Below are 15,194 nucleotides of genomic sequence, written 5' to 3'. Positions count from 1 at the left end.
GGCTGGGTCGCACCCGCGGCGGGGTCGCACCCGCGGCGGGGTCACACCCCCGGCTGGGTCGCACCCGCGGCAGGACCGCACCCCCGCGGCAAGCGCCTGATCTCACGGTTTGGGGCGCCATTCCGCGTTTGGGGCGTGAAAAACCGCGCCCCGAACGGAAACCCACGCCCCAAACCCCGCACGACAGGCCCGCGCCGGGCTCAATCGGCCTCGGCGACCAGTCGCGCGAAGCCGCCGAGCCGCGCCACACCCTCGGGCGGCGCGGTCCCGCCCAGGGCCGGGGCCCGATCTCACGGTTTGGGGCGCCATTCCGCGTTTGGGGCGTGAAAAACCGCGCCCCGAACGGAAACCCACGCCCCAAACCCCGCACGACAGGCCGGCTTCGCGCTCAATCGGCCTCGGCGACCAGCCGTGCGAAGCCGCTGAGCCGAGCCACCCCCTCGGGTGTGCGGGGAAGGTCGTCGAGCAGCGACGGCGAGTACACGACGTACGCCGTCTGCATCGCGCGTGAGATCGCGACGTTGATGCGGTTGCGCAGCAGGAGGAACTCCAGGCCGCGCGGGGCCTCACGCCCGGAGGACGCGGCGAGGGTGAGGATGGCGACGACGGCCTCCTTCCCTTGGAAGCGGTCGACCGTCCCGACGGGCACGTCGCCGAAACCAGCCGCGGCGAGGGCTTCTTCGACCGCGACCTGCTGAGCGTTGTACGGCGTGATCACGATGACGTCTTGCGCCCGCAGGGGTCGCGGTTCGTGCACGGTCGCGGAATCGCCCGCTCCCCCCTCGGCGCCGGTCCACGCGCGTCCGACGAGGTCGCCCACGAGACGTGCGACCTCGGCCGCCTCTTCGTTGGAGCAGGTCGAGTTGCCTCGGTGCCGCACCGGCACCACGTGCACACCGGGCTCGACGCCGTCGAGCCGACGCAGCGCGGTCGAGGGGTGCGCCGCGAGCCGGCCCTCGTACGACAGCCGCGACACCGGGCCCGCCACCGCGGGATGCATCCGCCGCGTACGGGCGAGGAAGTAGCCGAGCTCGGGGGGCACGACCTCGGCTCCGTCGATGATCCACCCGAGCGCTGAGGTGTCGACCGGCTCAGGATGCGTACCCTGACTCACCTGCGGCAGCTGCTGCGGATCGCCCAGGAGCAACAATCGCTGCGCCGAGAGCGAGACGGCGATGGTCGACGCGAGCGAGAACTGCCCCGCCTCGTCGATGACGAGGAGATCGAGGCTGCCGCGCGGAACGCGGGTCTCGTGACTGAAGTCCCACGCGGTGCCGCCGACGACGAATCCGTGGGCGGCGTTCTCGGCGGTGAAGGCGGCCACCCCGTTCTTCGGCAGCACCGTGAACGCGTGCGGAGCGCTCGGGTCTTTGGGCGCCTTGCCGACACGGGATGCCGGGACCCCGGCCGCGATGACCTGGTCGAGCATGTGCTCGATCGTCGCGTGCGACTGAGCGACCACCCCGATCCGGTAGCCGCGTTCGGCGACCAGCCGGGCGATGACGTGGGAGCCCACGTACGTCTTGCCCGTCCCGGGAGGGCCCTGGACGGCGAGGTAACTGTGCTCGAGGTCGGCGACGCTGCGTGCGATCGCGGTGACCTCGTCATCGCCCGGACTGCCGTCGACGGCGGTCACGGGCGCGAGCGCCCCCGAACGGGTGCGCGGCGGAACGCGGCGCAGGATGTCGGCGGCGGGGCCGGACGGCATCGTCGGGGCCGACGCCAGGACGGCGTCGGCCCACGCATCGATCGCTTTCTGCTGGTTACCGGCGCGGGGCGGCGCGGGAGGAGTGAGGGCGAGCGGCAGCTCGTCCCAGGTGACGCCGTCTGCGGCGATCTCCTCGACGATCGCTCCGTCGTCGAGCACCTCGCGCACCGTGACCCGGCGTGCGCCGTGGATCCACCGCGGACGGGTCTCGAGCGGGAACGGCGCCGGCAGATCGTAGACGGCGAAGGGCTCGGCATCCGGACTCAGGCGCGTACCGGGAGCGAGCTCGCCGCGCAGCTCAACCAGGCGGCGCTCGGAGCCGCGCCCCGACTCGGGGATGTGCCAATCTGCCACGACCCGCGATCGTGCGGCGTCGACGACCACGACGTCGCGCGTCTCTTCCCACACCGACACCGGCTCGCGCAGGCGCAGGAAGTGCGTCGCCCAGTAGGTCTTCTCTTCGCGCGGGTAGTAGTCGATCGCGGCGGCGGCGAGGCGGAGCGCGGTGGCGTCGGGTTCGGGGGCATCCGCCGCCCACCGTTGCAAAGCCGTTGCGCGCGGCGACGGCTCGTACGACTGCTCGTCGGGCTCTGCTCCGCGCGCGGGCACGGCACCAGCCTCGCGTGCGCGGTCGACCAGCCAGTCGCGCAGTCGCCGGGTCGACACGCAGTCGTACCGGTTGTAGTCGGCCAGATCGTCGAGCACGCGCTGAGCGGCCTCGGCCTCGCCGTCGGCGGCGAGCGCGCGGGCCTCGACGTACTTCACGATCGAGTCGTCTCCGCGTTGCACGTCGCTCGTGCGGACCTCGTCGCCCATGTACAACGGCTCGAGCTTCTTGATCGAGTACGAGCGGGAGCCGACGCGGAGCGCACGCCGCACCACCGGGTAGAGGTCGACGAAGACGCCGTCGCGCAGGAGGCGGTCGACGTCGGCCTCGCGCACGCCGTAACGCGCGGCCATCGTCAGAAGGTGCGTCGGTTCATACGGGGCGTAGTGGTAGATGTGCATGCCGGGGTACTGCTGGCGACGCAGAGCCACCATGTCGAGGAAGCGCTCGAGGGCGACACGCTCCTCGGCGAAGGTGTGGGCCCAGATCGCGCCGTAGGTCTCTCTCGTGTCGACCCAGCCGAAGAGGTAGTCGATCCCCCAGTGCTCGCCGACGCCCTCGGTGTACAGCGGATCGCCCTCGAAGTCGAAGAACAGGTCGCCGTGGTCGGGGCGGGGCAGCACGCCGAGGGACTTGGGCGCCACCACCTCGAAGGTGGGGACGGCGTGGGCGGGCGCGTCGTCGGAGGGCACACCGGCGGGGCTGTCGAGCTGCAGCCGCGCTTGGGTGCGCAGCGACGCGAAGGTGTCGGCGCTCATCGAGGGGGGCGCCTCGGATGATCGCGCGAGATCGTCGATCGTCAGGATGCCGCCCGCCCGCAGTCGATCGCGCTGCACCGGCCGCATGCCTGCGACGAGAAGCAGGTCGCGATGAGCGATGACCTCGATCTCGCACGTGGCGCAGCGCCCGCACGCGACGACGTCGAGGTCGCCGCGCGCGTCGCCCCACGCGATCACCGGTCCCGCGACCCCGAGGTCGACCCGGCGGTCGGCGATCAGCGAGCGCAACCGCGAGCGACGTAGACCGAAGACGGGCAGGAGATCGTCGACGCGATGCGTGCTCGTCGTTCCGTCACCCAGGAGAAGCTGGACCTCGCCCGACCGCGGCACGCCGAGTCGGTCGAGCTGGTCGACGTAGGCCGCCAGCTGCATGAGCGCGGTGACGCGGGCCCGGCGGGCGAGCTTGGTGTCTTGCACGATCCAGGGACGGGACCCATCGATGCGTGCCTCTTTCTCGCGCACGAGGAAGTCGGCGAACCCCACGAACTCGGCGGTGGCGAACGCGGCCTGGTAGACCACCTCGGCCTCGGGGTCGGCGAGAGCCTCGTCGGTCAGGCGCACGGCCTCGGCGAGCGCTTCGGCGTCAGAGGAGCGGGCCGCGGGGATCTCGCGAACGGCGGCGCCGAAGAGCGCGCGGTAGTCGTCGAGCACGCGCAGCTCGTGAGCGGTGCCCAGGCGCGCGGCCCGCTCGAGAGTCGCGTCTTCGGGATCGTCGACTGCGGCGATGCGCCCGATCTTCGCGTCGATGGCGCGCAGCCACGCGAACTCGCACTCGGCCGCGGCCTTGAGGTCGCTGGCGCTCCAGACGATGCGCGCGTCGCGCTCGATGTACCGCATGCCTCCACGCTAACCGGGACCCCCGACATCGCCGGGTGGCCATCCACAGGCCGACCCCGGTTCGCGATCCGACTGCCCTGTGTCGGAGGGGCCTGCCAGACTGGAGGGGTGATCACCGACCTGCCGTTCGAGAGCGTCTACCGGCACGGCTTCGCGCGCGTCGCCGCGTGCACGATTCCCGTCGCGATCGCCGACCCCCTGACCAACGTCGACGCCGTGCTCGAGTCCGCCCGCGCGTGCGACGCGGAGGGCGTCGCGATCGCCGTCTTCCCCGAGCTGTGCCTCACGGGGTACGCGATCGACGATCTCGTCATGCAGGACCCTCTGCTGGACGCGGTCGAGGCCGGCATCGAGCGTCTGGTCGCGGCATCCGTCGATCTTCTTCCCGTGCTGCTCGTGGGGGCTCCGCTCCGGCACGGCAACCGCCTCTACAACTGCGCCGTCGTCGTCCATCGAGGGCGCGTTCTCGGGGTGGCGCCCAAGGCGTACCTGCCGACCTACCGCGAGTTCTACGAGCACCGCTGGTACGCGCGCGGCGACGACCAGGCGGGTCAGCACATCCTCATCGGTGGCGAGACCGTGCCCTTCGGTCCCGACCTGCTGTTCGACGCCGTCGACGTGCCCGGGCTCACGCTGCACGCCGAGGTCTGCGAAGACGTCTGGGTGCCGATCCCCCCGTCGTCCGGTGCGGCCCTGGCCGGTGCGACCGTGCTGGCGAATCTGTCGGGCAGCCCTATCACGATCGGGCGCGCCGACGACCGCAACCTGCTCTCGCAGTCGCAGTCGATGCGGTGCCTCGCGGCCTACATCTACGCGGCCGCGGGTCAGGGCGAGTCGACGAACGACGTCTCGTGGGACGGCCAGACGATGATCTACGAGGGCGGGCAGCTCCTCGACACGACCGAGCGCTTCCCCGACGGCCCGCGCCGCAGCGTCGCCGATGTCGATCTCGATCGTCTGCGGCAAGACCGGATCCGCCAGGGCACCTTCGACGACAACCGCCGAACGACGGCGCCGTCCTTCCGCACGGTGCCGTTCGAACTCGCCCCGCCGGCGAGCGACATCGGGCTGCGCCGCGCCCTCGACCGCTTCCCCTTCGTCCCCAACGACCCCGCCCGTCTCGCGCAGGACTGCTACGAGGCGTTCAACATCCAGGTGTCGGGGCTGGTTCAGCGCCTCCAGGCGATCGGCAACCCGAAGCCGGTCCTCGGGGTGAGCGGAGGCCTCGACTCCACCCACGCCCTGCTCGTGATCGCGCGCGCCATGGATCGCATGGGCCGTCCGCGCAGCGACATCCTCACGTACACCCTGCCCGGCTTCGCCACGAGCGAGAGAACGAAGCGCAACGCGATCGCTCTGGCCGAAGCCGTCGGGGCCTCGATCGAGGAGATCGACATCCGGCCCGCGGCATCCGAGATGCTCGCCCGCATGGGTCACCCCTTCGCGGCGGGCGAGCCGGTGCACGACGTGACGTTCGAGAACGTGCAGGCGGGGCTGCGCACCGACTATCTCTTCCGCCTCGCGAACAAGAACGGCGGCATCGTCGTCGGCACGGGCGATCTGTCCGAGATCGCGCTCGGATGGTCGACCTACGGCGTGGGCGACCAGATGAGCCACTATTCGGTGAACCCCGGCGTGCCGAAGACGCTCATCCAGCACGTCATCCGTTGGGTGATCGCCTCGGGCGAGCTCAGCGCCGACACCGTCGAGGTGCTGCAGGCGGTGCTCGACACCGAGATCAGCCCCGAGCTCGTGCCCGCCGGCCAAGACGGGCGTATGCAGTCCACCGAGGACCGCATCGGCCCCTACAACCTGCACGATTTCACGCTCTATCACGTGCTGCGGTTCGGCTTCCGCCCGTCCAAGATCGCCTTCCTCGCCGCGCACGCCTGGTCGGATCCGGATGCCGGGGCCTGGCCGCCGGGTTACCCCGAGGATGAAAGACCCTCGTACGACCTCGTCACCGTGGCGAGGTGGCTCGAGGTCTTCCTGCAGCGGTTCTTCGGGTTCGCGCAGTTCAAGCGCACGGCCATCCCCAACGGACCGAAGGTGTCGCCGGCGGGCTCACTGTCACCGCGCGGAGATTGGCGCGCGCCATCGGACGGAAACGCTCGCGTTTGGTTGGCCGACCTGCACGCGGCCGTCCCGGAGGCGTTCGCCGAGGCGACACACAGCTGACGCGGCCGCCCGGCACGCGATCGACCCGTACGCGACGAATCCGCGGGCGCAGGCGGCGTCAGACCGTGCGGGCCGCTACCAACCCATCGACCCCGGCACACCCTTGAAGGGACCGGCGAGGTCGCTCGTGACCCAGCCCCCGTAGAAGCCGCCCGGCTGTGGCTCGACGGTCTCGCCGCCCAGGATCACGCGATCCATCGGGCCGGCGTACACCGCCACGCGGTCGGCAAGCACCTCATAACCGGGCATGGGGCTCGGATAGTTCCAGGCCGCACGCGGAGCCACGGCTCCCCCGCCGCCGTGGACGTCGAAGTAGCGGGCGCCACCCTTGAACTCGCAGAACGACGCCCCCTCACCGAGGGTCAGCGCGTCGCCGAACGCGGTGATCGGCAGGTAGTACACCGGCGGGTGACTCGTCTCGAGCACGCGGACGACGTCGTCGGTGTCGGCGATGCGGACACCGCCGAAGTCGATCTGCGCCCTTTTCCGGACGCGCTCGACGCGGGGAGGCCGCGGATAGCCCCAGACGGACTCCTGGCCGGGGCGGACGGGGTCGGGATCGGGGCGTGCCATGCGCTTACGCTACGCCGCGCAGAACGTCCTCGGATCGAGATCTGATCGTGCACTGACTGTCTCAGGAGACACCCAGCTTTTCGCTAGGTTGGAGGGAGGGGGTCGTCGTGAGCGAACAGGAAGTCCGAGACGGTACGGCGCGATATCGCGTGTACCAGGTGGTCGGCATCGTCGTCGGTGTCCTTTTCATCGCTCTCGGCGTCGTCGCCTTCCTCACGGGCGGGGGGCCCATCATCGCCGCCATCGCCGTCGTCGGAGGTCTCGCCGTGCTCATCGCCTCGATCGTCATGATGGTGCGTTCGTGACCGCGCCCAACGGGCCCAGTGGCGAGAACGCCGACGGCAAGGACCCGAACGGCAAGAAGAAGTACCCCGCCGGAACGGTCGTGATCTGGATCGCCGGAGCCGGCATCGGCCTGTGGTTCTTGATCAGCGGGCTCATCGGCATCCTGTCCGGGGGATCCTGACCCACGCCGACGTCACCACGTCGCGGCGTTCGGGCAAAACTCCCCCGCGCGGAGTGCGGACGAACATGCGACGCGCGCGTCGCGGGAATGCGAGCCGAGACCCGTCGTTGACCCTGAGGTACCACACCACAACGGAAGGGCTCTCATGACGCGCATCGGACGCAGCGACCTCGACATCGTCCCCCTCTCGCTCGGCGGCAACGTCTTCGGATGGACGGCCGACCGCGACACCTCATTCGCCGTGCTCGACGCGTTCCACGCGGGCGGCGGAAACTTCATCGACACCGCAGACGCCTACAGCGCCTGGGCTCCCGGCAACTCGGGCGGTGAGAGCGAGACCCTCATCGGCGAGTGGCTCGCTTCGCGCAAGCCCGAGAACGTCGTCGTTGCCACGAAGGTCAGCCAGCACCCCGAATTCCGGGGGCTCCGCGCGAAGAACATTCGCGCCGCCGCAGAAGCCTCGCTCCAGCGCCTTGGCGTCGACACCATCGACCTCTACTACGCCCACTTCGACGACGCCGACACACCTCTCGAAGAGACCGTCGCGGGCTTCGCCGATCTCGTCTCCGACGGACTCGTGCGATACGTGGCCGTGTCGAACTACACCGCCGAGCGCATCCGCGAGTGGATATCGCTGGCCGAAGCCGGAGGCTTCGACCTCCCCGTCGCCATCCAGCCGCACTACAACCTCGTCCACCGCACCGAGGTGGAGCGCGACATCGTCCCCGTCGCCGAGCAGTACGGCATGTCGCTCGTGCCGTACTACGCCCTCGCGAGCGGCTTCCTCACGGGCAAGTACCGCACTCCGGATGCCGCCGGCGACTCGCCGCGCGCCGAGGGGGCCGCGAAGCTCGCGACGCCCGCGGGCATCGCGCTGATCGACGCCCTCGACGAGATCGGTCAGGCGCACGGCGCCTCGATCGCCACGACCGCTCTCGCGTGGCTGCGCGCTCAGCCCACCGTGGCCGCCCCCATCGCGAGCGCGTCGAAGGTCGAACAGGTCGCCGATCTGCTCGCCAGCACCTCGCTCGAGCTCAGCGCCGACGAGATCGCGCGTCTGTCGCAGGCCTCGGAGGCCGCGCAGAGCTGACTCGTCCCGTGGCCCCGAGTCGCGCTCGGGGCCACGGCGCTCACTCAGCGCCGCGCGTTTTGTGACGAGCGGAGGAGCAGGGGCCGAGGGAGGGCGGATGCCGAGGCTCGATCCTCCGCTCATCCCACGCCCTCCGCTCGCCCCGAGGCGTTCCGTGCCCGAGCGCCCGGGACGTGCGGGCCCGCACCATCGGGGACAATGAGAGGGTGAAGCTTCTCGTCGCCGCCCACGCGTCCGAACTCGTCGCCTTCGAGGACGACATCCCCGGTTTCCGGCGTCTGCTGACCGGCGTCGGGAAGATCCCCGCGGCCTACGCGCTCACGCGCGCGCTTTGCGAGGGCGAGTACGACGAGATCGTCGTCGTCGGCACCGCCGGGGCGATCGACGACGAGATCGAGGGCGGAATCTACGACATCGCCGCGGCGATCCAGCACGACGTGAAGGGGCTCGACGGCACGTTCGGCGAGCACGTGTCGCTGCCGACCCGGGTCGACACCGGCCACGAGGGGCGGATCATCGCCACCGGCGACCACTTCGTCGACGACCCCGACGCGGTTCGGCTGATCCGAGGCCTCGGCGCCGGTCTCGTCGACATGGAGACGTACGCGCTCATCTGGGTCGCCCAGCAGTTCGACGTGCCGATCAGCATCCTGCGCGCCGTCTCCGACCGCGCGCAGGACGGAGCGACCGAACTGTGGGACGTCGTCGTTGAGCGGTGCAGCCACGAGCTGCGCGCGGAGTTCCGCGAGCGCTACGGGGTCTGAGAGCCCGAGCGCGCCCGACCCGCGAGGTCAGCGACGCCCACGAGGAGGGCGAGCGCGAGGAAGATCCCGACGGTGATCATGCCCGACGCGTAGGCGTCGTGGTACACCACGACGGTGTCGACATCGGCCTGCTCGCGGTAGATCGTGGCGTAGAAGAGCGCGAGGGCGATGGCCGTGCCCACCGCCGTGCCGATGCGCTGGCCGAGCTGCCCGACCGACCCCGCCACCCCGCCGCTCGACACCGGGATGTCGGCCAGCATGAGCGTCTGGTTGGGCGAGATCACGAGACCGCCCGCAAAGCCGCCGACCACCATGACTCCCGCCATCGCCCACGGGGTCCACTCGGGCGGGGGTGAACAGCGCAACCAGGACGAGACCACCGGCGGTGGCGACCATGCCGACGATCCCCCAGACGACGAGCGGGCGGCCGAGGCGCGTGACGAGGTTGCCGCCGATCCACGAGCTCCACGCCGACGCGACGGCAAAGCCGATCGTGACCATGCCGGCGAACACGGGTTCGAGTCCGAGCCCGCCCTGCAGGAAGAGCGTGCCCAGCAGGAACATCGCCGGAATGGCCGAGAAGTACGCGGTCGAGATGAGCACGCCGTTGCGGTACGACGACAGCGAGAAGATCGAGAACGGCATGAGCGGCGTGCGTCCGAGGTCGGCGTAGCGGCGCTCCCAGAACACGAAGATCGCGGCGAAGACGACGGATGCCACGAGGAACCACCACCGGCGGGGATCGTCGTCGGGCGAGCCCGTGGTGAACAGGAAGGGCCACATCAGCGCGAGGATCGTGAGCGCGAAGAGAAGCACGCCCACGGGGTCGAGGTCGAGCCGACGGCGCGACTTGGTCCGGGTGTTCGGCAGGAGCCACGCGGCAAGAACGATGACGATCGCGACAAGGGGGATGTTGATCCAGAAGATCAATCGCCATCCGTCGGTATCGCCGCCGAGAGCGATCAGCAGCCCTCCGAGGGTGGGCCCGAACGCGGTGGCGATGCCCACGGTCGCACCGAAGAGCCCGAACGCCCGACCGCGCTCCTTGCCCTGAAAGAGCTGCTGCACGAGACCCAGCACCTGGGGCATCTGGATGCCGGCCGCCACGCCCTGCAGGAGGCGTGCCACGAGCAGCACGGTGGTGTTGGGGGCGAGCGCGCAGACGAGGCTCGTGACGAGGAAGAGCGACAGCCCGACGAGGAACAGCACGCGCCGGGAGCGCAGATCACCCAGACGCCCCGCCGGCACGAGCACGAGGCCGAACGTGAGGATGTAACCCGACACGACGAGCTGCAGCTCGGTGGGTCCCGCGTTCAAGGCGGACTCGATGGACGGGAGAGCGACGTTGACCTTCGTGAGGTCGAGGATGGTGAGCGCGGCGACCGAGACCGCGACCCAGTAGGCGCGCCACCGGTGCTTCGGAGACAGCACGATGTCGCGTGTGGGGGGATGAGCGGCGTTCGACGAGGGTGCGTGATCAGGCATCGAGGCCGACGCTACTCCTGACGTCGGACACCGCGGGTGGGCTTGCGCGAGGCGAGCCGCGCGGAGACCGGGATCACGACGCGGGCGGGCTGCGTCGCCGGCGTGCATCGAGGGAGACCCACGGCGAGCGGTGCTGCGCCGCGGGCGACCTCGATCGGAGATGGAGGAGCTCGGTGTGCCGGCGTCAGTCGACGTCGCGGCGAGCGAACACAGCGCGCAGGACGAAGAAGACGATGACGGCCACCACCGCGACAGCGACGACGCGGAACACGAAGGTGATGAGCGAGAACACGACGTTCACGATGATCCACGCGATGATGACGGCAGCGACGACACCGAGGACGGTCCACAGGGTGCTCTTACGCATGTCTCCAGCCTAGGCGGACGACGAGGGCGACGCTCTCACGCGATCTGCAGCGCGGAATCCTGCGTGATCACGCTCGGCCCCCTCGGTGTGGCGACGACGCGCAGCTGCGCCGGCAGTTGGTCTTTCATCGACGCCACGTGACTGATGACGCCGACCGTCCGCCCGCCCTGCCGGAGCTCGTCGAGGGTGCGCATCGCGAGGTCGAGGGTCTCGTCGTCGAGGGATCCGAATCCCTCGTCGATGAACAGGGTGTCGAGGCGGATGCCGCCCGCTCGCGCCGTCACGACCTCGGCGAGGCCGAGGGCCAGGGAGAGCGACGTGAGGAACGTCTCTCCCCCGGAGAGCGACTGCGGGGGTCGGCACTGGCCGGTGAAGGCGTCCATCACCTCGAGACCGAGACCGCTGGCAGCTCCTCGAGCCGCGAGCGCGTCGGTGTGCTGAAGGCGGTAGCGCCCGGACGACATCTGCTCGAGGCGGAGGTTCGCGGCCACCACTATTTCTTCGAGCTCGGCGGCGAGCACGAACGTCTCGAGCGTCATCCGCCGGGTGTTGGGCGCGCGACCCGCCAGGGTGTCGGCGAGGCGCGCGACGACAGCGTGTTCGTCGGCCAGCGTCGCGACCGCCGCGTGCCCCGCGTCGGCGCGGTGGGCGAGGCCGCGCAGACGGTCGGCGAGTGCCAGAGCCGAGGCGTGTGCAGCGGCGGACCGCTGGACGTTCTCTCGAGCTGCGGCGACCGCCGCGCTGAGCGGGGTGATGTCGACGGGCCCATCAGCGGCGTCGACGAGGAGCATCTCCAGATCGAGCAGACGCTGGCGGGCCGACGCGACGGCGGCATCGTGGGCCGCGATCGTCTCGTCGAGTCGGCGCCGTTCGGGAGCCGGACGCAGGGCGGCCATGACGGCGTCGACGGTGTCGAACGGACTCTCGGCCACGAGGCGGCGCAGAGCCTCGGCGGCCTCCCGATGGGCCGCTGCCGCGGTGGCGACCTCGGCGCGGACGGTCGTCAGCGCTCGCACGGCGGTGCGGCGAGCGGTCAGGTCGGCCTGACGCGCCACGACCGTGGGGAACGCGCCGCGCGCGGCCTCGACGTCGTCGCGGAGCGAGTCGGCTCTTTGCATCGCCAGAGCAGCTTCTTGACGAGCGTTCGCGAGGTCGACGGTGAGCGTCTCGAGGCGGGCGGCGATCGCCGCATCGAGATCGGCCGCCCGGGTGCGCTCGGTCTGTACCCGCGCGTACTCGGCTTCGTCGTCGCGTGCCGCGCTGAGCGCCTGCTCCGCTTCCTCGAGGCGAGAGGAGAGTGCCTCGACGCTCTCGCCGCCGGCGCGCGCCGCTGCGAGGGCATAGTCGTCTCGGGCGATCCGGGCCGCGTCGGACGCGAGACGGTCTTGCTCGATCGCGGTGTTCTTGCGCACCTCTGCGGCGGCCAGCTGCTCGTCGGTGACCGGAGCGTCGTCGCCGGTCGCCGGGTTCGGATGCTCGCGCGATCCACACACCGCGCACGGCTCCCCGTCGACGAGCTCGTGAGCGAGCTCGGCCGCTGCTCCGGCGAGACGACGACGGAGCAGCGCGGTCCACGCATCCGTCGCATTGCGCATGTCTTCCCCGCGCACCAAGGCGGCCGTGTCGGCCTGCTCCCGATGAGCGAGCAGTCGCTCGGCTTCTCGGGCCGCGTCGAGCCGAGACCGCGTCTCGGCGCATCGCGACGCCGCGGCCTCTCGCTGCGCCGTCGCTCCCGCCAGTTCCGCGAGCCGCTCGTCGAGTGTCTTCAGAAGCCCGGGAACATCTGCGCGTCCCTCCGCCAACGTGTCACGCTCGGCCTCGAGGCCCGAGATGCGACTCGCCGCGCGGGCCCCGTCGGCGTCGGCCTCGGCCAGGGCGGACTCGGCCGCCAGAGCCGCCTCACCCCGAGCCAGCAAGCCCGTCAGCTCGTCGTCGCGACGCCTCAGGGCGTCGAGGTCGTCGGTCGGGTCTTCACCGGCGGCCTCCACCCGACCGACCGCCGTCGCGAGACGGTCTTCCGACGCCGCGAGATCGGCCGCTGTCCGCTTGTCGGCATCGATGGCTGCGCGCAGCGCTTCGGCCTCGCCCGCAGCCGCCGCTTCCGCACGAGCCGCGGCGACGCGCTCTGCCTCGGCTTCGAGAGTCGCGAGCTGCTCGCGGACGCGCAGCCGGTCGAGCTGCCGGTCGCGCAGGGTGCGCGCCTCGCGCTCCGCCGCGAGGGCGCCGTCGAGCACCTCGTCGGCGGCACCGCGCTCGCGCTCTCGCGTGTCGACACGGTACTCGGCTCGCTCGACGGCACGCACGACGTGCGCCAAACGTTCGCCGACCGATCGTGGCGCCGGAGGCGGCTGGGCCGCGGCGTCACCGATCACGGTCGCGTCCTCGCTCGCTGTCTCGCTCGCGACGGGTTCCGTCGCCGCGGCCCCATCCGACGCCGCGACATCGGTCTCGAGATCGGCGTCGAGCTCAGCCGCGAGGCGCTCCGCCTCGTCGAGCAGAGTAGAGACTTCGACGCCCTCGGCGGCGAGGCGCTCTTGCGCGCGCTTGCGCTTCTCATCGAGCTGCGCGGCGTAGTCCTCGAAGGACCGCGTCCCGAAGAGGGTGCGCAGCAGGCTGAGCCGTTCGTCGTTCTTGGCGAGGAGGAACCGCGCGAAGCGGTTCTGCGCCAGGAGGATCACCTGCAGGAACTGCTGCTGGCTGAGGCCGAGGATCTCGTCGAGCCGGGTGCCGACGTCGACGGGACGCGCGGCGACCCCCTCCCAGCCCTCGGTGGTGCGCACCTCGAGCAGTGCGCGGTGCGGCTCTTTCGTCGTGCCGCCGCCCCGACGCTTGGGCCGCTCGAACTCCGGCGACCGCGTCACCCGCCAGCGCTCGCCCTCGGCGCTGAACTCCAGCGTCACCCGGGTGGGGTCGTCGGGCGTGCAATGGTCGCTGCGCAAGCGGCGCTCGGCGCCGTCGTAGCGCGGTACACCGCCGTACAGCGCGTAACAGACACCGTCGAGCACACTCGACTTCCCGGCGCCGGTGCGCCCGGTGATGAGGAAGATGCCGTCGTCGGCGAACGCGTCGAAATCGACGACCTGCGTGTCGAGGAAGGGACCGAACCCCTCGAGCTCGAGGCGGTGAAGCTTCATGACCGGGCCTCCGACAGTGCGTGCGCGTCGAGAACCTCGCGGATGAGCTCACGCTCCGCCTCGGACGCGCCCTCGCCCTCGCGGACGTGGACGAGGAACGCGTCGATGACCTCGGCGTCGTCACGCGCTGCGCGCACCCGCTGGGCGTAACCGATCCCCTCGTCGGGCCGCGTCGCCGCCGGCGCGTGGACCACGGTGGCGCACCAGGGGAACCGCGCCTGCAACCGCCGCATCGGGTCGGGCTGCGGCGTGCTGTCGGTGTATTCGGCGCGCACCCAGTGCTCGTCGTGCCCGTCGAAGGCGGGATCGGTCAGCAGGTCGTCGAGCGGCCCGCGGAGGGTCACCAGCGGGCGCGGCACGGGCAGGTCGATCCAGCTCACGGACGAGAGTCCCTCGGCGTCGAGCTCGACGAGCCACGACCCCCGCGGCTTCCCCGCTTCGCCGAAGCTGTAGTGCAGCGGCGCGCCCGCGTAGCGCACGCGATCGGAGAGCTGCTGACGGCCGTGGATGTGGCCGAGGGCGACGTAGTCGGCTCCGTCGAACGCGGGGAGCGGAACGACGTCGAGCCCGCCCTGACGGATCTCTCGCTCGACCCCCGGCGTGGATTCGACGCCCGCGGCGAAGCAGTGTGCCGCGACCACCGATCGTCCGCCCCGCTCGGCGAGATCGGCACGCACGAGGTCGAGGGCGTGCTGCATCGTCTGGGCCTGGCTTCGCAGCTCGACCCCCTCCCACGCGTGGCGCACGATCGCCGGTTCGAGATACGGGATGCCGTAGACGTGAACGGGACCGTGCTCGTCGTGCACCGTCACCGGAACGCCGACCGAGAGCGGGTCGGTCACGACCGAGATCTCGGGACGCAGGAGCGCGGACTGGAACCCCAGCCGAGCCGCGGAATCGTGGTTGCCGCTGGTGACCACGACGCGGGCACCGGCATCGGCGAGCGCCCCGAGCGTGCGCGAGAGCAGCGGATAGCAGGCGGCGGCGGGTGTGGCGGAGTCGAAGACGTCGCCCGCGACGATGACGAGGTCGACCTCGTGCTCGGCCACCTGCGCGACGAGGGCGTCGAGCACACCGGAGAGCGCATCGAGAGTCGAATGCCCGTGGAAGGAGCGCCCGATGTGCCAGTCGGAGGTGTGCAGGATCCGCATGCAGACACGGTACGTCGACCCTCCGACATCGGCTCGCAGCAAACGCCCCGACCGC

Annotated in this window: 10 protein-coding genes and 1 pseudogene; 5 read left to right on the top strand and 6 right to left on the bottom strand. The window is 71.0% G+C overall.

Annotation, left to right across the window (positions count from 1 at the left end):
• Window positions 1-388 precede the first annotated feature (388 nt).
• Window positions 389-3,931 (bottom strand): bifunctional RecB family nuclease/DEAD/DEAH box helicase, encoded by a 3,543-nt coding sequence (locus QE388_RS09845; RefSeq protein ID WP_307385055.1) that lies wholly within the window; start codon window positions 3,929-3,931, stop codon window positions 389-391.
• Window positions 3,932-4,039: 108 nt separating this feature from the next.
• Between QE388_RS09845 and QE388_RS09840 the strand changes: the two genes are divergently transcribed.
• A complete protein-coding gene (locus QE388_RS09840; protein ID WP_307385054.1) occupies window positions 4,040-6,109 on the top strand; it encodes an NAD(+) synthase in 2,070 nt (689 codons plus the stop codon).
• Window positions 6,110-6,184: 75 nt separating this feature from the next.
• On the opposite strand, the gene QE388_RS09835 is transcribed toward QE388_RS09840, so the two are convergent.
• The gene (locus QE388_RS09835; protein WP_275800526.1) at window positions 6,185-6,682 is read right to left on the bottom strand and encodes a DUF427 domain-containing protein; all 498 of its coding nucleotides are present in this window, start codon (window positions 6,680-6,682) and stop codon (window positions 6,185-6,187) included.
• Between the two features lie 107 nt (window positions 6,683-6,789).
• Between QE388_RS09835 and QE388_RS09830 the strand changes: the two genes are divergently transcribed.
• The 4 genes from QE388_RS09830 (at window position 6,790) to QE388_RS09815 (ending at window position 9,002) form a co-directional block, all read left to right on the top strand.
• Window positions 6,790-6,987, top strand: coding sequence for a hypothetical protein (locus QE388_RS09830; RefSeq protein ID WP_307385052.1), 198 nt, complete (start codon window positions 6,790-6,792; stop codon window positions 6,985-6,987).
• Window positions 6,984-7,148, top strand: a complete 165-nt coding sequence (locus QE388_RS09825; RefSeq protein WP_193751326.1) for a hypothetical protein — start codon at window positions 6,984-6,986, stop codon at window positions 7,146-7,148. Before QE388_RS09830 ends, QE388_RS09825 begins: the two co-directional genes overlap by 4 nt.
• A 145-nt stretch (window positions 7,149-7,293) precedes the next feature.
• A complete protein-coding gene (locus QE388_RS09820) occupies window positions 7,294-8,238 on the top strand; it encodes an aldo/keto reductase (protein WP_307385050.1) in 945 nt (314 codons plus the stop codon).
• A 206-nt stretch (window positions 8,239-8,444) separates the two neighbouring features.
• Window positions 8,445-9,002 (top strand): nucleoside phosphorylase, encoded by a 558-nt coding sequence (locus QE388_RS09815; protein WP_275800530.1) that lies wholly within the window; start codon window positions 8,445-8,447, stop codon window positions 9,000-9,002.
• Here the strand turns inward: QE388_RS09815 and QE388_RS09810 are convergent.
• The 4 genes and pseudogenes from QE388_RS09810 to QE388_RS09795 form a co-directional block, all read right to left on the bottom strand.
• Window positions 8,990-10,487: pseudogene (locus QE388_RS09810) on the bottom strand (MFS transporter). The gene QE388_RS09815 and the pseudogene QE388_RS09810 sit on opposite strands and share 13 nt — an antisense overlap.
• Before the next feature lie 184 nt (window positions 10,488-10,671).
• Window positions 10,672-10,854 (bottom strand): hypothetical protein, encoded by a 183-nt coding sequence (locus QE388_RS09805; protein ID WP_275800531.1) that lies wholly within the window; start codon window positions 10,852-10,854, stop codon window positions 10,672-10,674.
• A gap of 35 nt (window positions 10,855-10,889) precedes the next feature.
• Window positions 10,890-13,988, bottom strand: coding sequence for an SMC family ATPase (locus QE388_RS09800; RefSeq protein WP_307385046.1), 3,099 nt, complete (start codon window positions 13,986-13,988; stop codon window positions 10,890-10,892).
• Window positions 13,985-15,139: an exonuclease SbcCD subunit D gene (locus QE388_RS09795; RefSeq protein ID WP_307385045.1), complete on the bottom strand. Its 1,155-nt coding sequence runs from the start codon at window positions 15,137-15,139 to the stop codon at window positions 13,985-13,987. The genes QE388_RS09800 and QE388_RS09795 overlap by 4 nt, the downstream gene beginning before the upstream one ends.
• Between the last annotated feature and the right edge of the window lie 55 nt (window positions 15,140-15,194).

The organism is Microbacterium sp. SORGH_AS_0969, assembly GCF_030818255.1.
Classification (GTDB): domain Bacteria; phylum Actinomycetota; class Actinomycetes; order Actinomycetales; family Microbacteriaceae; genus Microbacterium.
Note: the sequence above shows the minus strand (reverse complement) of the source record. Positions and strands in the feature narration are given on the sequence as shown.